The 19,320-nt window shown below is 65.9% G+C and carries 11 protein-coding genes and 1 riboswitch; of the genes, 4 read left to right on the top strand and 7 right to left on the bottom strand.

The features are described from left to right. Window positions 1-128: 128 nt before the first annotated feature. Both FIV34_RS03290 and FIV34_RS03285 read right to left on the bottom strand, forming a co-directional pair. Window positions 129-884: a hypothetical protein gene (locus tag FIV34_RS03290; RefSeq protein ID WP_139979648.1), complete on the bottom strand. Its 756-nt coding sequence runs from the start codon at window positions 882-884 to the stop codon at window positions 129-131. A 9-nt stretch (window positions 885-893) separates the two neighbouring features. Then, window positions 894-1,103, bottom strand: coding sequence for a hypothetical protein (locus tag FIV34_RS03285; RefSeq protein WP_139979646.1), 210 nt, complete (start codon window positions 1,101-1,103; stop codon window positions 894-896). 208 nt (window positions 1,104-1,311) lie between these two features. Here FIV34_RS03285 and FIV34_RS03280 point away from each other — a divergent pair, with 208 nt between their 5' ends. Beyond that, complete coding sequence (locus tag FIV34_RS03280) at window positions 1,312-2,292, top strand: aldo/keto reductase (RefSeq protein WP_139979644.1); 981 nt, start codon at window positions 1,312-1,314, stop codon at window positions 2,290-2,292. Here the strand turns inward: FIV34_RS03280 and FIV34_RS03275 are convergent. After that, entirely contained in the window at window positions 2,289-3,572 is a 1,284-nt protein-coding gene (locus tag FIV34_RS03275) for a glycosyltransferase (RefSeq protein WP_170207500.1), read from the bottom strand. The genes FIV34_RS03280 and FIV34_RS03275 overlap by 4 nt on opposite strands. 65 nt (window positions 3,573-3,637) lie before the next feature. After that, a riboswitch (cobalamin riboswitch) is annotated at window positions 3,638-3,853 on the top strand. Window positions 3,854-4,047: 194 nt separating this feature from the next. On the opposite strand from FIV34_RS03275, the gene metE reads away from it, so the two are divergent. Then, on the top strand, window positions 4,048-6,339 hold the full coding sequence (gene metE / locus FIV34_RS03270; RefSeq protein WP_139979639.1) for a 5-methyltetrahydropteroyltriglutamate--homocysteine S-methyltransferase: 2,292 nt from the start codon (window positions 4,048-4,050) through the stop codon (window positions 6,337-6,339). A gap of 68 nt (window positions 6,340-6,407) precedes the next feature. On the opposite strand, the gene FIV34_RS03265 is transcribed toward metE, so the two are convergent. Then, window positions 6,408-13,661, bottom strand: coding sequence for an autotransporter-associated beta strand repeat-containing protein (locus tag FIV34_RS03265; RefSeq protein WP_170207499.1), 7,254 nt, complete (start codon window positions 13,659-13,661; stop codon window positions 6,408-6,410). Between the two features lie 396 nt (window positions 13,662-14,057). Here FIV34_RS03265 and metK point away from each other — a divergent pair, with 396 nt between their 5' ends. Beyond that, window positions 14,058-15,275 (top strand): methionine adenosyltransferase, encoded by a 1,218-nt coding sequence (metK, locus tag FIV34_RS03260; protein WP_139979635.1) that lies wholly within the window; start codon window positions 14,058-14,060, stop codon window positions 15,273-15,275. A 127-nt stretch (window positions 15,276-15,402) separates the two neighbouring features. Here metK and FIV34_RS03255 read toward each other — a convergent pair whose 3' ends face one another. Continuing rightward, window positions 15,403-15,771 (bottom strand): YcxB family protein, encoded by a 369-nt coding sequence (locus FIV34_RS03255; RefSeq protein WP_139979633.1) that lies wholly within the window; start codon window positions 15,769-15,771, stop codon window positions 15,403-15,405. 263 nt (window positions 15,772-16,034) lie between these two features. Here FIV34_RS03255 and FIV34_RS03250 point away from each other — a divergent pair, with 263 nt between their 5' ends. Continuing rightward, window positions 16,035-16,562, top strand: coding sequence for a DUF4142 domain-containing protein (locus FIV34_RS03250; RefSeq protein ID WP_139979631.1), 528 nt, complete (start codon window positions 16,035-16,037; stop codon window positions 16,560-16,562). Window positions 16,563-16,567: 5 nt separating this feature from the next. Here the strand turns inward: FIV34_RS03250 and FIV34_RS03245 are convergent, their stop codons facing one another. Together FIV34_RS03245 and FIV34_RS03240 are read right to left on the bottom strand one after the other, a co-directional pair. Next, on the bottom strand, window positions 16,568-17,713 hold the full coding sequence (locus tag FIV34_RS03245) for a sugar ABC transporter permease (RefSeq protein WP_139979628.1): 1,146 nt from the start codon (window positions 17,711-17,713) through the stop codon (window positions 16,568-16,570). A 40-nt stretch (window positions 17,714-17,753) separates the two neighbouring features. Further along, window positions 17,754-19,301, bottom strand: coding sequence for a xylose ABC transporter ATP-binding protein (locus tag FIV34_RS03240; protein WP_139979626.1), 1,548 nt, complete (start codon window positions 19,299-19,301; stop codon window positions 17,754-17,756). Window positions 19,302-19,320 lie beyond the last annotated feature (19 nt).

Genomic DNA, 19,320 nt, shown 5'->3' with positions numbered 1-19,320 from the left:
ATGCGTGCTTGCAGGCAAACATGGTCAGGTCTCGTGGATGAGGGGCGGATCGTACGCCTGCCCACGGGGGTGGGCAAGCGGCTGGCACATAACGTAGGGGCGGCCGGGTCGGTTTCAAGGGCCACCCTTTAACCAGGACTACGCCTGCCGCTACGGGCCTTTTCGGCCAGGTAGTCGACTCGTACGGACTTCGTCGCGCCCACATTAAGGATGACGTAGTTTCCCGGGACTGGCGTCCAGCCGTTCGAATGCGGTGCTCGTGGACGACGGTTGCGGCCTCGGCGATCTCCAGGTGCGCGATTCGCCAGCGGTCTGCGGGAAACGCCCTCCAGCACCACGCGGTCTAAAGAGCCATCTCGATCGACCGCATAATCGCGCAGCGCGCCTGCGAACAGAAATGCGACTCCGTCCATTTCGACTTCAAGCGTAACCCGGACAAGATTGACCCCACGCGGTGACAACAGTGTCCCCCACAGCGCACCGCCGTCATTGGCCCGGAGTCGAGCGCGGAGCGTACGTCCGGCGAAGCCGCTTGCGCTTCCCACCATCGTTAGCGCGCAGAAATAGGCGCATATGCGCACGGGATATCGCGCAACGCTGGCGAGCGCTTCGGACGCAAGCAAGCCCTTCGAGTCGCCACTCATCATCGAGATGAACGCAACGGCGTCAGGCGACGGAAGGCCCCATGCATCACACAGGAAGACACAGAGCGAGTAGCCAGCAGCGTTTAGTGCGATGGAAGCGGCAATCGCACTGGCCAACGTCTCTGATACTGGACTATCCGGCGGCGACTGCTTAGCGAAGATCACGCCTCTCTGCAGTGAGAAGACAAACGCCAGCCCCGGCAACAGGAAGACCAGGGCAACGAGCACCGATAAGCTCAAGCCCACGGCTTATTTCTTCTTGAACAGCCGAAATGGGTGGGCGTCGCGTTGGGGTGATACCCGCCCATAGGTCGTCCCATTAACCGTAAACGACTCCCTGCCTTCTTCGTCTGCCCGCAAGCTCTCCGCGATAACGGCATACGTGGCCCCCGGGACGTCGAAGAGCTCCCTTGCAACACGCTCCGAGTAAGCAGCCCTGAATGATCGTACCTTGCTCATGGAACCTCCTTTTCGTCCGCAAAGTATAGGTCGATGCGCTAAGAGAGAAGTCCTCGATCGCTGTAGGCTTTCCACGAGGCGGTGTGTAGGGGCAGTGCTGACATCGGGACAGTGCGCGCCGCCCCGAATAATCTGAATCACGGCAGCGACCCGGCCATCGCGTGTACGCTACCCAGGCACCCTCGCTTCCCCTACGTGGAGTTCCCCGATGCAATACGTAAAGCTGGGCAAGACCGGACTCGAGATCTCGCCCGTGATCCTGGGCTGCATGACCTACGGTGACCCCAAGCGCGGCAACCATGCCTGGACGCTTGATGAGGAGCAGAGCCGGCCGTTCATCCGCAAGGCGCTCGACCTCGGCATCAATACCTTCGACACGGCGAACGCGTATTCCGATGGCACGTCCGAGGAAATCGTCGGTCGCGCGCTGAAAGATTTTACGAGGCGCGACGAAGTGGTCATCGCCACGAAGACGTTCTTCCACTGGCACAAGGGCCCGAACGCCGGCGGCCTTTCGCGCAAGGCCATCTTCCATTCCGTGAATGATTCGCTCGCGCGCCTTGGCACCGACTACATCGACCTGCTGCAGATCCATCGCTTCGACCACGGCGTACCGATCGAGGAGACGCTGGAAGCGCTGCACGACGTGGTGAAAGCCGGTAAGGCACGCTACATCGGCGCGTCGTCGATGCATGCGTGGCAGTTCGCGAAGATGGTCTATACCTCTCGCCTGCATGGCTGGACGGAGTTCGTCAGCATGCAGGACCACTACAACCTCATCCAGCGCGAAGAAGAGCGCGAGATGATTCCGTTCTGCATCGACCAGGGTATCGCGGTGATTCCGTGGAGTCCGCTGGCCCGCGGCCGCCTGACGCGTGACTGGGAAGAGAGCAGCACGCGGCAGGAGAAGGATGTATTCGGCGGCACGCTGTACAACGCGACCGAAGACGCGGACCGGGCGATCGTCGCCGCCGTGAAGAAGGTCGCTGAAGATCGCGGCGTGCCGCGTGCACAGGTGGCGCTGGCATGGGTGGCGCAGCGCGCGGGCATCACGGCACCGATCGTCGGTGCGTCCAAGCCGCACCATCTCGACGATGCCGTCGCCGCACTGCAGCTCAACCTTTCTGACGAAGAGATCAAGGCGCTGGAGCAGGCCTATACCCCGCGCGCGAGCGCTGGTTTCGACTAAGGCCGCCGGCGTTCGATAGCCGCCTCGATGGTATCCGCGGCAACCCGCGCGCCATGCTCTTCGTGGAGCTGGCGCGCGACATCGCCGGTGCGTGACCTGATCGTGCTGCTTTCCAACAGGACCGCGAGCTTCGCTGTCGCGCGATCGGCGCGGTACCGTGTCGCAGGCAGCACGTCGCCCGCACCAAGCCGGCGCACGCGTGCCGCATTGTCCGGCTGATCGAAACCATGTGGCACCACGAGGGATGGCCGCCCGGCACGCAGGGCCTCGTGGGTTGTGCCAATGCCGCCGTGGTGAACAACGGCGGCCGCTCGGGCGAAGAGCGCGCCATGTGAGGCGTAGTCCACGGCCAGGATATCGTCGCCTTGCAACGCAAGGCGTTCGCGCAGCGCGGGGGAGCCCGTGAGAACAACAGCACGCCGCCCCAGTTGGCGCGCCGCGGCGATGCTTTCACGCAGGAAATCCGCGCCGGCGTGCACGGCAGCAGAGCCTAGGGTGAACACGATCGGTGGTGCGCCTGCGTCGAGCCACGAACGCAGCGATGGTTCCAGCGCATCGGCGCCCGGGAGGTAACGGCACTGCCCGGTCAGCACGGTGTTGGCGGGCGCATCAGGCGGCAGGCCTCCCAGCACCGGCGAATAGAGCGCCAGCACGCCGTCGCGGCCATGCTGCCCGCGGTGGAACGGATCGCCGCCCGCGCCGACGGGAGCGAGCCCAAGCTGCCGGCGGAAGTCGCGTACCGGGGCCGTCCACGGCCGGGTCAGCCCCTCGACACTGCGCACCAGCAGCCGGCCACGCCCTGGCGACGCCCTGAGCCACGCGTCCAGTGGCGCGATGCCGGTGGCCGGTGGGTCGAATGGGGAGAGGAACACCGACGGCGACAGCACGGCCGACAGCCATGCCACCGGTAACGTCTCGCCAAGCATCTGCCCTGCAAAGGCCAGCGTGGTCGTCACGACCGCATCGGCGGCCGAGCAGAAGGTTTTCAGCGCGTGGTAGCTCGCCGCCACATCGGCGGCTGCGAGATCCCTCACGACGAACCTGGGCCCGCGCCAGGGATGGAACGCGCGTGCAGCGAATGCCGCCTTGTCCTCCGGCTCCGCGATGCCGCTGGCCATGACGAAATCCAGCCCCGCATCGAGGACGGCATCGCGGTGGATCGCGTGGGCACCCACGGTCACCCGGTGCCCGCGCGCCACCAGCTCCCGGCCCACGGCCAGGAATGGAAACAGGTCGCCCTGCGATCCCACCGTCGCCAATACGATGTGCCGTTCCGTCACGCCCGCCTTCCTCGCATCCCGGTCACCCATCCTCGCGCATTTGACTTTGGCCGTCCGGACGGCTAATTTCGCCGTCGCCCGTGGTCGATATCTCTCTATTCGGATGGAGAGATAAAGCTAAGAGGGAAGCCGGTGAGAGTCCGGCGCTGCCCCGCAGCGGTATGTGGAGACGACATCCGTCACAAGCACTGGGCCATGGGGCCCGGGAAGCGACGGTGAAGGCGGCACCCGCGGGTGCCACATCCACGAGCCCGAAGACCTGCCACCAGCCGATGCCCGCGCGGGGTCATGCCTGCGCAGGCGTCGTCCGACCTGCCGTACCGCCTTGCGCGGGGCGGCGGTTCGCCCGCGGGGGCGAAGGTCGACGGTCAGCCTGCATGACGGCCCAGCCCGCCAGCGCGTGCCTTCGCGTTGGGGCGCGGCCGTCCGCGTGCGCCGCCCTTCCCTCCTCTTTTGTCCAAAGAGGAATCCATCCATGCCACACGTTACCTATCTCGGTTTCCCCCGTATCGGCCGGCGCCGCGAACTCAAGCGCGCGCTCGAAAGCCACTGGAAGGGCGAGACCAGCGCCAGCGACCTTCTCGCCACCGCCGCCTCGCTGCGCCAGCGCCACTGGCAACTCGCCCGCGAGGCCGGCGCCGACAGCGTGCCCGTTAACGACTTCTCCCTGTATGACCACGTGCTCGACGCCGCGGTGGCGGTGGACGCCATCCCGGCGCGCTATCGCGACCTGCACGACAGGGCGCCCCTGGCCGCCTATTTCGCCATGGCCCGCGGCCACCAGGACGGTACGTTCGACCTGCGCGCACTGGAGATGACCAAGTGGTTCGATACGAACTACCACTACCTCGTCCCTGAACTCCACGCCGGCCAGCTGTTCCGCGCGCGCCCCGAAAAGGCGGTGGCGGAATACCGCGAGGCGGTGGCGGCCGGCCACGCGGCGCGGCCGGTGCTGCTCGGCCCGGTGACCTTCCTGCTGTTATCGAAGACGGTGGACGGCAGTCACCCGCTCGGCCTGCTGGACGCGTTGCTGCCCGCGTGGCTAGATCTGGTCGATGCGCTTGCGGCCGAAGGCACGGCATGGATCCAGGTCGACGAACCCGCCCTCGCGCTCGACCTCGATGTCGGCACCCGCGATGCGTTCCGCCGCGTGTACGACGCCCTGGCCGCTCGCTCGTCCGCGAAGATCCTGCTAGCCACCTACTTCGGCGCGCTCGACGGCAACCTGGGCCTTGCGGCTTCGCTCCCCGTCGCCGGACTGCACGTCGACCTCGCCCGCGCATCCGCGCAACTGCATGCGGTCCTCGATGCCCTGCCGGACGGACGCGTGCTGTCGGCGGGTCTTGTCGATGGTCGCAACGTGTGGCTCAGCGATCCGGAAGCGATCCTGCCGCGACTGGAAGCGCTAACGGAACGCGTGCCATCCGATCGCCTGTGGATCGCGCCCTCGTGCTCGCTGCTGCACGTGCCCATCGACGCCTCAGATGAGAAACAGCTCCCCGGCGAGCTCAACCAGTGGTTGTCGTTCGCCCGCCAGAAGATCGGCGAGCTGCGTCTTTATGCGGATGCGGCGGCCGGCAGCGCCGAAGCAGCAAACGCACTCGTTCGCCAGAACGACATCGTCGCCCGGCGCCTCGCTTCGCCAGAGGTCGTGCGCAGCGCCGTCCGCGCTCGCGCCCGTGGTCTCACCCCGCAGTTCAGCCAGCGGCGTTCGGGGTATGCCCACCGCGCCGCCGTGCAGCGCGACCGCTTCGGTTTGCCGCCCCTCCCGACCACCACGATCGGCTCGTTCCCCCAGACCCTAGAACTGCGCACGGCACGCGCCGCCTTCCGCGCCGGAAAGCTCGACGAGATTGCCTATGACACCGTGCTCCGCGACGAAGTGCGCCGCGCGGTGCGCTTCCAGGAAGACGCGGGCATCGACGTCCTGGTCCACGGCGAGCCCGAGCGCAACGACATGGTCGAGTACTTCGGCGAACAGCTCGAAGGCTATGCGTTCACGAAGTATGGCTGGGTACAGAGCTACGGCTCGCGCTGCGTGAAGCCGCCGATCATTTACGGCGACGTGGCCCGCCCAGCCGCCATGACCGTCGCCTGGTCCAGCTATGCGCAGTCACTCACCACGAAGCCCATGAAAGGCATGCTCACCGGCCCGGTGACGATGCTGCAGTGGTCCTTCGTCCGCGACGACCTGCCCCGGGCCGACGTGTGCCGGCAGATCGCGCTGGCCTTGCGCGACGAAGTGCACGACCTGGAACGCGCTGGCATCGGCATCGTCCAGATCGATGAACCCGCCCTGCGCGAAGGCCTGCCGCTACGCCGTGCTGATTGGGACGCTTACCTTGACTGGGCGGTCGAAGCCTTCCGGATCACCGCCGGTGGCACCAGCGATGCCACGCAGGTGCATACCCACATGTGCTACTCGGAGTTCAACGACATCATCGAAGCCGTCGCCGCCATGGACGCCGACGTGATCTCGATCGAGACCAGCCGCTCGCGCATGGAGCTGCTGGAGGCGTTCACCCGCTTCCAGTATCCGAACGGGATTGGCCCAGGCGTCTACGACATCCATTCCCCGCGCGTTCCGGCCCAAGCCGAAATGGCCGACCTGCTGGCAAGGGCGCTCCAGGTGCTCGCGCCCGAGCAACTCTGGGTGAATCCCGACTGTGGCCTGAAAACCCGCGGCTGGAAGGAAGTGGGCGAGGCACTCACCGGCATGGTGGCCGTGGCCCGGGCGGCACGCGAACGACTCGTGCAGCCGGCCTGAACATGCAGAAGGGGCGGCCATCTGGCCGCCCCTTCTGGTGTCACACGACCTTTTACATCGCTACCGCATCAGAACGCGACGCGTACACCGGCCGTCACGCCGTACGCCGAGCGGCCCGAACCCTGTTCGGCATTGAGGCCGCCGTAGAGGTACGTGCTGTGGCTGAGGCGCATGGTGCCGCTTGCGTTCACCTGAACGAAGCCGCGGCCCGCATCCGGCGCGCGCGTGTCGAACGACTGGCCCGCCAGGTGCGCGTGCACGGTCGGATCAAGCAGCTTGCCGCTATCCACGCCGGCCGCCACGCCCACGCGCCAGGTCAGCTCGCTGGCGAGCGGATCATTGGCGTGCGAGCCCGCGGTGACGCCGAGCAACCCGCGGGTGCCCGTCTGCGAGAGCTGGTCCAGGCTGAGCACGGCCGCCGACGTACCGCCTTCCTGCACGGCATCACGCTCCACCTTCTGCCAGACCACGGTGGCGTACGGCTCGATGCGCGTGCCCTGCGTATCGATGGGCAGGCGAGCGGTGAGGCTGGCGGTGGTGTTGTGGCCGTCGGTGCGCGACTCGATCGAACCGGCACCGAGCGGATCGGCACGACGGGTCGACCAGTCGTCCGAACCGTAAGCGACCACGCCATCCACCAGCACGCGACCGAGCTTCTGCTGGGCATAGGCCAGGCCCGCATTGCTGCGGATGGTGCCCTGGCCGCCGCTGGCGATCACGTTGCTCTCGCCGTGCGAAGCGCCCACGCCGAGCACGGTGTCCTCGGTCGCATAGACGTCGACGCCTGCCGTGATGTGGCCGGTGCTGGTGTTGAAGCCGCTGCCCTGGTTATCGGCCACCGAACGCTGGCCATCCTGGGTGACGTTGGCCCACACGTGGTTGGCCACGCCGATGCTGTCGGTGCCGAGGTGGTCCACCGCATCGCGGCTGAGCGAGAGGCCCATGCCACGCGCCGAGGCCGCCTGGTCCGCGTGGACTTCACCGGCCATGGCCTTCACCGCCGACGGGATCTGCGCCGCCGTGAGCGTGCCGATGGCACCCACGACGCCGGAGAGGCCGTCCGCCGTGCCTGCCACTTGCGCGTCCACCGCGCGGTCGAGCGCACCCGCCACGGATACCGCGTTGCCGCGCGCGCCCGCACCGAGCAGATCGCCGTAGGCGGTCGGCACAACGCGCAGGTCGATGCTGCGGCTGCCATTCACGTCGTACAGCGCCAGGAACCGGGTGTTCGCGGCGAGGCCGCTGGCCGGCTGGGTCAGGCTGTCGAAGCGGCCGACGATGCCGCCCTCGGCCGTGACCACACGGTAGTTGTCGCCCAGTGCCGGCGTGTACGTGTTGCTGGCATCACCCGTGATACCGCGCAGCAGCGGCTCCAGCGTGCCATTGGCGATGAACTGGTGGCCGGCGCCGACGACGAGAAGACGCGAGTAGCTGCCGCGGCCGGTGCCGGTGGCGGTGCCGTCGATGTCCGCTTCAAAGGTGCTGCCTTCGCTCATCGTCACGGTGCCGTTGACGGTCAGCGTGCCCGGCGAGTTGCCCGGGGCCAGGCGGCCACTGACGTTGACCGGACCGTTCACGAGGCCGATGCCACGCAGCGTGGCGCCCTGGTCGACCGACACGAACGAGCTGTCGAGCACGCCATTGGTGCGTAGCGTGCCGTCCTGCACGCAGGTGCCGTTGCCGAGCATGGCGTGGCCGGTGAGGCTGAGCGAACCGCCACCGCTCTTGACGAAGCAGCCTGCCGTCGCATCGGTGACGATGTCGCCGGAGAGCACCGTGCTGGTGCCGGTGAGCACGTTGACGCCGGACTGGCCGCCGACCAGCACCTGCTGGCCCGTGCCAAGCGTGGCGTAGGTCTGCAGGGTGCCGCCGCGCAGGATGATGTTGCCTGAGCCCAGCGAGGAGCCGTTGTCGATACGGATCACGCCGCCGTCGATGAACGTACCGCCCGTGAAGTCATTGGCGCCGCTGACGACAAGGGTGCCGCCGCCGAGCTTGGTGAGCGTGCCCGTGCCGGTGATGACGCCCTTCTGCGCAAGCGTCGTGCCGCTGGCTGTGTCGATGGAGCCACCGGCGCTGGTCAGCGTGAGGGTGCGCTCCGTGGTCACGTTGGCCGTGGTCGACAGCGTGCCGCCGTTGAGCGTCACGCCACCTGCCACGTTACCGAGGTTCGCGTCGCTGGCGATGCGCAGCGTGCTGCCGTTGACGAGGGTGCCACCGGTGTACGAGTTGTTGCCGCCCAGGATCAGGAGGCCCTCGTTCACCACGGTGCCGCCGGCATGCGAGAGGGTGCCTTCGAAGTCAGCCGTGCCCGCGCCGTTCTTGATCAGCGGACCCGTGCCGGAAAGCGTGCCGGTGCTGGCCAGCGTGGTGCCGACGGCCGTGTCAAACACGCCGCCACCGTTCAGGGTGAGGGTACGTGCCGTGGCCACGTCAGCGGTCGTGTGCAGCGTGCCGCCGTTGAGCGCCAGGCTGTTCGCGGCGTCGCCGAGGTTGCTGTCGCGGCTGATCTGCAGCGTTCCACCCGCGTTGACCGCGGTGTTACCGGTGTAGGTGTTGGCGCCCCCGAGGACGAGGATGCCGTCATTCACCAGGGTGCCGCCCGTGTGGGAGAGCACGCCTTCCAGATCCGCCGTGCCTTCGCCGTCCTTCACCAGCGTACCGGTGCCCGAGATGGCGCCGGTGCTCGTGGTGGTCGTGTGTGTGTCGGTGCTGATCACGCTGACGCCGGCCAGGGCGATGTTGCGTGCCGTGTCGACGTTGCCGGTGGTGTGGAGAACGCCGTTACCGATCGCAAGGTTGCCGGAAGCATCGCCGAGGTTCTGGTCGCTACCGATCTGCAGCGTGCCGCCATTGATCACGGTGCCGCCGGTGTAGGTGTTGTTACCACCCAGGACCAGCGTACCGTCGTTCACGATGGTGCCGCCGGTGTGCGACAGCGTGCCTTCGAAGTCGGCCGTGCCCGCACCGTCCTTCACGAGCGTGCCATTGCCCGAGACGTCGCCCGTGCTTGTCGTCGTCGTGCCACCGTCGGTGGTCACGGTGCCGATACCGAGCACGAGCAGTTCACGGGCCGTGTCCACGTTACCCGTGGTATGCAGGCTGCCGTCCGCCAGCACTAGCTCGTTGGCCGCATCGCCGAGGTTGTGGTCGTTGGCGATCTGCAGGGTGCCGCCATTGGCCGCCACGGTGCCGCCCGTGTAGGTGTTGTTGCCGCCCAGGACCAGCGTGCCCTCGGTGACGAAGGTGCCGCCCGTGTGCGAGAGCGTGCCCTCGAAGTCCGCCGTACCGGCGCCATCCTTCACCAGCGTACCGGCACCGGAGACGGTGCCCGTGCTCCTGGTAGTCGTGTCGGCGTCCGTGCTGATCACACCGAAGCCGCCCAGCAAGATATCGCGTGCCGTGTCGACGTTGCCCGTGGTGTGGAGAACGGCGTTCGCGATCGAGATGTTGCCTGAGGCATCGCCGAGGTTGTGGTCATTACTGATCTGCAGCGTACCGCCGTTGATTGCGGTGCCACCGGTGAAGGTGTTGTTGCCACCCAGGACCAGCGTACCGTCGTTAACGATGGTGCCGCCGGTGTGCGACAGGGTGCCTTCGAAGTCGGCCGTGCCTTCGCCGTTCTTGACGAGGGTGCCATTACCCGAGACATCGCCGGTGCTCGTGAGGGTCGTACCCCCGTCGGTCGAGAGCGTGCCGTTGCCGGTCAGCGTCAGATCGCGCGCCGTATCGACATCGCCCGTGGTGTGGAGGGTGCCGTCATTCAGCGTGACGTTGCCCGAGGCATCGCCCAGGTTGTGGTCGTTTTCGATCTGCAGCGTGCCGCCGTTGACTGCAGTGCCGCCGGTGTAGGTGTTGTTGCCAGCGAGGACCAGGGTGCCGTCGTTAACGACAGTGCCGCCGGTGTGCGACAGGGTGCCTTCGAAGTCGGCCGTACCTTCACCGTCCTTCACGAGGGCGCCATTGCCCGCCACATTGCCGGTGCTAGCGAGCGTCGTACCTGCGTCGGTGTTGAGCGTACCGTTGCCGGTCAGCGTCAGCTCGCGCGCGGTATCGACATCACCCATGGTGTGGAGGGTGCCGTCGTTCAGAGCGACGTTGCCCGAGGCATCGCCGAGGTTGTGGTCGTTGTCGATCTGCAACGTGCCGCCCGTGTTCACGGTGGTGCCGCCGGTGTAGGTGTTGTTGCCGCCGAGGACCAGCGTGCCGTCGTTCACGACAGTGCCGCCGGTGTGCGACAGCGTGCCTTCGAAATCGGCCGTGCCTTCGCCGTTCTTCACGAGGGCGCCGGTGCCCGCAACATCGCCCGTGCTCGTAAGCGTCGTGTCTGCGCCCGTGTTAAGCGTGCCGTTGCCGGTCAACGTCAGCTCGCGTGCGGTGTCGACGTCACCCGTCGTATGCAGGATGCCGTCATTCAGCGCGACATTGCCCGAGGCATCACCCAGGTTGTGGTCGTTATCGATCTGCAGCGTGCCGCCGGCGTTAACCGACGTGCCGCCGGTGTAGGTGTTGTTGCCGCCCAGCACCAGGGTGCCGTCGTTAACCACAGTGCCACCGGTGTGCGACAGCGTACCTTTGAAGTCGGCCGTGCCTTCGCCGTCTTTCACAAGGGCGCCATCACCGGAGACATCGCCGGTGCTCGTGAGGGTCGTGCCCCTGTCGGTCGAGAGCGTGCCGTTGCCGGTCAGCGTCAGATCGCGCGCCGTATCGACATCGCCCGTGGTGTGGAGGGTGCCGTCATTCAGCGTGACGTTGCCCGAGGCATCGCCGAGGTTGTGGTCGCTGTCGATCTGCAGCGTGCCGCCCGTGTTCACGGTGGTGCCACCGGTGTAGGTGTTGTTCCCACCGAGGACCAGGGTGCCGTCGTTAACCACGGTGCCGCCGGTGTGTGACAGCGTCCCTTCGAAGTCGGCCTTGCCTTCGCCATCCTTCACAAGGGCGCCGGAGCCGTTCACCCCACCCGTGCTCGTGAGGGTCGTGCCCGCATCCACATCGAGCGTGCCATTTCCTGCAAGGACCACATCGCGCGACGTATCGACGTCGCCGGTGGTGTGCAGCGTACCGTCGGACAGCACCACGAAGTTCGAGGCATCGCCCAGGTTGTGGTCGTTGTCGATCTGCAGGGTGCCACCGCCAACCACCGACGCGCCGCCGGTGAAGGTGTTGTCGCCGCCGAGGACAAGCGTACCGTCGGACACGAAAACACCGCCCGCCTGCGAGAGCGTGCCGTCGAACTCGGCGGTTCCGCCGCCCTGCTTCACCAGCATGCCGGTACCCGACACGTCACCCGTGGACGTGAGACTCGTATTCGTGTCGGTATCAAACGTGCTGTTGCCGGTCAGCGTCACGTCGCGGGCGCTGTCCACATCACCCGTGGTATGAAGCGTGCCGCCGTTCACGGTCAGGTCGCCCGAGGCATCGCCGAGGTTGTGGTCGTTGTCGATCTGCAGCGTGCCGCCCGTGTTCACGGTGGTGCCGCCGGTGTAGGTGTTGTCACCGCCGAGGACCAGGGTGCCCGCGTTTACCACGGTGCCGCCCGTGTGCGACAGGGTGCCTTCGAAATCGGCCGTGCCCGCGCCGTTTTTCACCAGCGTGCCGTCACCGGAAACGGTGCCCGTGCTCGTCAGCGCCGTGCCCGCGTTCGTATTGAACGTGCCGGTGCCCGTGACGGTCACGTCGCGCGCGGTGTCCACGTCGCCCGTGGTGTGCAGGGTGCCGTTGTCCAGCGCGAGCCCGCCCGAGGCGGCGCCGAGGTTCTCGTCGCTGCCAATCTGGACAGTCGCGTCCTTCACCGTCGTGCCGCCGGTGTACGTGTTGTTGCCGCCGAGCACCTGGGTGCCGCCGGTGACCTCCACGCCGCCCGTGCCGGAAATCGTGCCGGTGGCGCCGGGGCCCGTCGCGTTGGTGATCACCAGGTCGTTGCCGCCCAGGTTGATGTCGCCCGCGCCGTTGATCGCCTTGACGTCGACGTTGTTGTTCGCGTCGGCGATGTCGAACGTGCCGTTGTTCGTCACGCCCGAGGACGAGGCGATCGTGCCGTCGCCAGCCACGCTCAGGGTCGAGCCCGTGCCGATGCTGGTGCTGCCGGTATAGGTGTTGTCGCCCGAGAAGGTGACGCTACCGCCCGTGTCCGAGTTGACGATGGTGATATTGCCCGGGACGCCGGCACTGTCGTCGGAGATCGTGCCGGTGAAGTTCGAATCCTTGCCGGCCTGGTCGATGACACCACCCTTGTCGGTGACGGTCAGGTTGCTGTCGACGTTGCCCGAGCTATCCGGGGTCAGCGTGCCGCCATCGAACTTGCCGCCGTCGCTGCCCAGGTCAGCCGTGCTGGTGTTCTGGTCGATGGTCGTCGGGCCAGACGGGGTCGTGGGGGTGGTCGGTGCGTTGGAGCCTTCGTTCGGCGCGATGGGACCGAACGGAACATTATTGTCGTACGTGGCGCCGGGCGCCTGGTCCACGAAAAGCACCGGGCTGTTGATGGCGTCATTGAGGTTCACCGACATGAAGCCCAGGCGATACACGCCCGCCGTCGACACCGAATATGTTGCGATCTGCCAGCCCGTCGCGCCGTAGCTGTCCGTCGAATAGTTACCCGTGCCCGGATTGGTCGCGCCCAGCAGCGCATACTGGGAAAGTTCGTTGTTGACCATGGCGAGCACGTTGCTGTCGCCGAGGTTGACCAGGCTGGTCACCGAGACGTCGTTGAAAGGCGTGTAGTCGGTAGAGACGTACTGCCATGCCATCGTGAAGGTGTCACCCGCGTTGAGGGTGAGGTCCTGGTAGATCCACGACGCATTGGTCGGCGTGCCACCCATGGTGGTCGTGATCGCGCTCTGGTTCGCGGCGGACAGGAGGAGTGCCCCAGCGCCCGTACCAAACGATTGGCTAACGTCGTCCTGGTCGCCATTGGCCTGCAGTGACGCCATGTAGTTGCCGTAGGGCGTGACGGTCCAGGAGTGCGTGTTCGTGGGGCCGCCCTGATCCATCGCCTTGAACGATGCCATGCCGGTCACGACGCTAGCACCCGTGCCCTCGGCCGAATAAGCCGTACCTGTTTGGGTACCGACAAGCCCCGTCGTCCAGCCACTCAGGTTGCCGGTTTCGAAGCTGACGTTCGCGATTGCCGGCGAGGTCGTATCCGCGTACGCACTAAAGCTCGTCATCCCAGCCAGCACCAGGCCGGCGTAAAGCGCGGCGCGCAGCGGGGTCACCCGGCGCGCCTGGCGCGAGGCGCCACCACGGGCCGACGAAGCGAACTCAGAGGCCACGACCAGCTGGCCGATGGCGCGATTCCAGACGATGCTAAAGATGCGATTCAAACCCAACCCCCCGTAGATGACGCCGCCGGTATCGGCGAGCGGCGCGCGTGACGCGCTGACGGGGGGCGATAGGCAGGTTCCATGCCACGCCATGTGAAATGGCGTCGCACCGCGGTTCGAGAATTAGGTAGTTTTACGTATTACCGAATTTGTCACTTTTTCGGGTCGAACGGACCGGCGAACGGCGTCACTTTGTGACGTGGTTCTCACAATTACGTTAAAAACTCATATGGATATAAAGACCGGCCGGCGTATCCGGGAGGCCCGCCGGGCCTGAATGTCCATGCAATCGTCACCCCCCGGGGGTACGCTTGGCGCTGCAAACCGTCTCGGGGGCGTGTATCATGGCGCGCCCCCATTTATCTCTTTATCCGTAAAGAAGGATATATCCCTACGATGAGCAGCTTCCTCTTCACCTCCGAGTCGGTCTCCGAAGGCCATCCGGACAAAATCGCCGACCAGATCTCCGACGCCGTCCTGGACGCCATCCTGGCGCAGGATCCCCGTGCGCGCGTGGCCTGCGAAACGCTGGTGAAGACCGGCGTCGCCATCGTCGCGGGCGAGATCACCACGAGCGCCTGGATCGACCTCGAAGCCCTGACCCGCAAGGTCATCCTCGACATCGGCTACGACTCGTCGGACGTCGGCTTCGACGGCGCCACCTGCGGCGTCCTGAACCTGATCGGCAAGCAGTCGCCGGACATCAACCAGGGCGTGGACCGCAAGAAGCCGGAAGAACAGGGCGCTGGCGACCAGGGCCTGATGTTCGGCTACGCCACCAACGAGACGGCTGAGTTCATGCCGGCGGCCATCCACCTGAGCCACCGCCTGGTGGAACAGCAGGCCAAGATCCGCAAGAAGAAGAACTCGCCGCTGCCGTGGCTGCGTCCGGACGCCAAGAGCCAGGTCACCCTGCGCTACAACGAGGCCGGCGAAGCCGTGGCCATCGACGCCGTGGTGCTCTCGACCCAGCACGATCCGGGCGTGAAGCAGAAGGACCTCGTCGAAGGCGTGCGTGAGCTGATCCTCAAGCCCGTCCTGCCGGCGAAGCTGCTGCACAAGGACACCAAGTTCCACATCAACCCGACCGGCAAGTTCGTCATCGGTGGCCCGGTGGGCGATTGCGGCCTGACCGGCCGCAAGATCATCGTCGACACCTACGGCGGCTGGGCCCGTCACGGTGGCGGTGCGTTCTCGGGCAAGGATCCGTCCAAGGTGGACCGTTCGGCGGCCTACGCGGCACGTTACGTGGCCAAGAACATCGTGGCTGCCGGCCTGGCCGACCGTTGCGAAATCCAGGTCAGCTACGCCATTGGCGTGGCGGAGCCGACCTCGATCTCGGTGACGACCTTCGGCACCGGCAAGATCCCCGACGAGAAGATCGAAAAGCTGGTGCGCAAGCACTTCGACCTGCGCCCGTACGGCATCATCAAGATGCTCGACCTGGTGCACCCGATCTACCAGCCGACCGCGTCGTACGGTCACTTCGGCCGCAAGCCGTACGAAGTGAAGGCTGCCGATGGCAGCACCTACACCGCGTTCTCGTGGGAAAAGACCGACCGTGCGGAGCTCCTGCGCGACGCCGCTGGCCTGGGCGCCAAGGCTCGCCGCTAAGCCTCCAACGGCATGCGACACCAAAAACGGGCGCCCTACGGCGCCCGTTTTTTTGCCTCAACGACACAATCAACGCAGGCCAGGAACGTCCGCATTGTCACTCTGCGGCCATTCTCAAAGTATGCAATTACTGAGCCCGTGCAGCGCTATACCATCGCCGCACATCGGCCATAATCGCCTCCCGGTGGGCCTCACCATCGAACGCCCGACCCGGAACAATCATGGCGTTTCCCGAAACGCCGACGATCAACAAACCGTCCGGTGTCGTCGCCACGCTGCGGATAACCTTCCACGACATCGAGCCTGACTTCCTGCCGATCGTGGTCGACCAGCCGTCCGGGGTGAGGTGAAGCGTGCGCTCCCATGGCTTGAACATGATCTGGGGAACCGCCGCGAAGACGGCGACGACCACTGGCAGGCACGCGGCGAACCAGAGCAACACCGACGGCCACGTCAGGTCGGAAAGGCTCCAGGCAATGGCGGCGGCAACGATCACGTGGACGATCCACAGGGACTTCCGCCAGGAGCTCCAATAGAAGCGCCAGACTTCGCCGCGTGTTGATCGGTATCGAAGTGTATGCGTGCCCTCAATGGGCTCCCTATCCAGTGTTGCCATGCTGTCCCCCTCGTACCGCATGCTAGCGAGCGAGCCGGCGCGGACGCCAGTCCCGCCAGCGTGGTGCCTGCCTACCCGCGAAGGTCACGACGGTTTCATGGGCGGGATGCGACACCAAGGCAGAACCTCACGGAGATACCGCCATGGCTCATCGCCTGCCCCGCCTGCTACTTACCGCTGCCCTTGCCACCACCCTGCCCCTCGCCGCGCTGGCGGCCCAGGAGAAGGACTCCAAGGGCGGCACGCCCACGGATGCCGGCTTTTACCAGAACGCCACCGGCGCCAACGTCAGCGAAGTGGAGCTGAGCAAGCTGGCCCTCGCGCAGGGCTCATCGGCGAAAGTGAAGCAATTCGCCCAGCACATGGTCGACGACCACACCAAGGCGAATGACAAGCTGACGAGCCTGGGCAGCGGCGACCGCGGCTATGCCACCACCACCGAGCCGCCGCCGGAAGCACAGAAGGACATCAACGCCCTGAAGATGCTCAACGGGAAGGACTTCGACCGCGAATACGCCAAGGTGATGGTCGCCGACCACGAGAAGGCCGTGGCGATCTTCGAGGTGGAAGTCGAGAAGGGCTCGAACCCGGAGCTGAAGGCCTTTGCCAAAGAAACGCTGCCCACGCTGAAGCAGCATCTGAAAATGGCAAAGGCCCTGCCGACCAAGTAACCCGATCAGGCGTTGCGGTTGCTGCCGGAGAGCACGTCCACCCACACCGCCAGGACGAGGATCACGCCCTTGATGATCATCTGCCAGGAGTTGTCGACGTCCATCAGCTGCATGCCGCTATCGAGGCTGGCCATGACCAGGGCGCCGATCAGCGCACCGTAGACCGTGCCGGAACCGCCGCGCATCGACGTACCGCCGATGAAGCACGCGGAGATCGCGTCCAGCTCGCCGCCCGTACCCGCGGACGGCGAGCCGGAGCCGGTACGGGCCACTGTGATGATGCCGGCGAAGGCGCACATCAGGCCCATGATGGCGAACACCACCAGCTTCACCCGGCCCACGTTGACGCCGGACAGGCGCGTGGCCTCCATGTTGCCGCCCACGGCATAGATGTGGCGGCCAAACACCGTCTGCGTCGAGACGTAGGTGAATACCGCGAGCAGCGCCAGCAGGATCATCACCGGGATGGGAATGCCGTTGGCGTCGTTCAGCATGCGGATGAAGCCGAAGATCACCGCGCCGATGATCACCAGGCGGGCCACGTCGATCCACATGGCCGCCTGCTGCAGGCCGAGCTTCGCGCGGCGCATGCGGCGACGGGCGGTAAGCCCGATCATCACCAGGAAGATGATGCCGCCGACCCACTGCGACAGCGCCACCGGCACGAAGCCCTGGCCCAGCTGCACCAGGTCGTCCGGCGCCGGGGCGATGGTGGAACTACCGGTGATGTAGAGGACGATGCCGCGGAAGGCGAGCATGCCGCCCAGGCCGACGATGAACGACGGTACGCGCATCTTGGTGACGACAAAGCCGTTGAACGCGCCGATCAGCATGCCCAGCACCAGCACCGCGCCGATCGATGGCCAGGTACCCCACCCGAGGTTCACGGTGAGGATGGCTGCGACGCCACCGAGCAGGCCTAGCTGGGAGCCGATCGACAGGTCGATCTCGCCGGCGATGATGATGAACACCATGCCGCAGGCAAGCATGCCGGTAATCGCCATCTGCCGGAACAGGTTGGAGAGGTTGTTCGGCGTGATGAAGGCCTGGTCCGTCTTCAGGTGGAAGAACACCCAGATCACGGCCACGGCGATGAGCAGCGCCAGGATCTTGTAGCGGACGAAGAGTTGCTGGACTTTCTGGGACTGCATGGAAAGGCTTCCCTGGTGACGCGTGGAATGGTGGAGTGGATCAGGCCGCGTGCGCGGGACCTTCGGCGGCATGGGAAATCGCCGCGGCCAGCACCTGCTCGGAGGTAAGGCCGACATTCTTGAAATCGCCGCGCAGCTTGCCTTCGCCGACGACGAGCACACGGTCGCTCACGCCCAGCACCTCGGGCATTTCGGACGAGACCATGATGATGGCCACGCCCTTCGCGGCCAGCTCGAACATCAGCGTGTAGATGTCGTACTTGGAACCCACGTCGACGCCGCGGGTGGGCTCGTCGAGGATCAGCACCTTCGGCTGCGGGAGCAGCATCTTGGTGAGCACAGCCTTCTGCTGGTTACCGCCGGAGAGGCCCTGGATGGCCAGCTCGGGGCTGGCCGTCTTCACGCGAAGGCGCTTGATCTCGGCATCCACCACCTGCATTTCGGCCTGGCGGTCGATCTGGCCGGCATGGGCGAAGTGCGAGAGGGTCGCCAGGGTGATGTTGTCGCCAACCCCCAGCAACGGCACGATGCCCTGGCGCTTGCGGTCTTCCGGCACCAGCGACAGGCCCGCCTTGATTGCCTGCTCGGGGTTCTTCACCTTGATCGGCTTGCCTTCGAGGATCAGCTCCGCCTCGGAGCGGCCCGGGTAGGCGCCGAAAATGGCTGAGACGAGTTCGGTGCGGCCGGCGCCGACCAGCCCGGCGATGCCAACAATTTCGCCGCGGCGCACCTGGAACGAAATATCGTCCACGCGCTTGCGGTTCGGGTTAGCGACGTCCCAGCAGGTGACGTGCTTCGCTTCGAAGATGACCTCGCCGATCTCATGGTCCATCTTCGGAAACAGGTTCTCGATCTCACGGCCGACCATCGCCGTGATGATGGAATGGGTGGTCATCTCGCTCATCGGCTTGGTGACGATGTGCTTGCCATCGCGGATGACGGTGACGGTGTCGCACACGCGGGCCACTTCATCCAGCTTGTGCGAGATGTAGACGCAGGCCACGCCGTCGCGCTTCAGGTCTTCGATGATTGACAGCAAGGTGTCGGTTTCCGACGACGTGAGCGACGAGGACGGCTCGTCGAGGATCAGCAGGCGGGCGTTCTTCACCAGCGCCTTGGCGATCTCGAACAGCTGCTGGTAACCGCCGCCGTAGTTCATCACCGGCGCGGCGACGTTCACGTCCTTCAGCTTCAGCCGTGCCAGCAACGCATCGGCCTGGGCATACATGGCGTCGTAATCCATGACACCGCCGAACTTACGGATCTCGTTGCCAAGGAAGATGTTCTCGGCCACGGAGAGCTGCGGCACCAGCATCAGCTCCTGGTGGATGATGACGACGCCGGCGTTCTCGCTGTCGCGCACCGAATGCGCTTTGAGCGGCTTGCCGTCGAACAGGATCTCGCCTTCCCACGTACCGTAGGGGTACACGCCGGAGAGCACCTTCATGAGGGTGGACTTGCCGGCGCCGTTCTCGCCGCACAGGCCCACGCACTCACCTGGCCGCACGGCCAGGTTGATGCCATTGAGCGCGCGCACGCCAGAAAACTCCTTGACGATGTTGCGCATCTCGAACAGGTATTCGCTCACCTTGTACCTTTCCTCTGCC

Source organism: Luteibacter pinisoli (genome assembly GCF_006385595.1).
GTDB lineage: Bacteria > Pseudomonadota > Gammaproteobacteria > Xanthomonadales > Rhodanobacteraceae > Luteibacter > Luteibacter pinisoli.
This window is presented reverse-complemented; position numbering and strand designations above follow the sequence as displayed.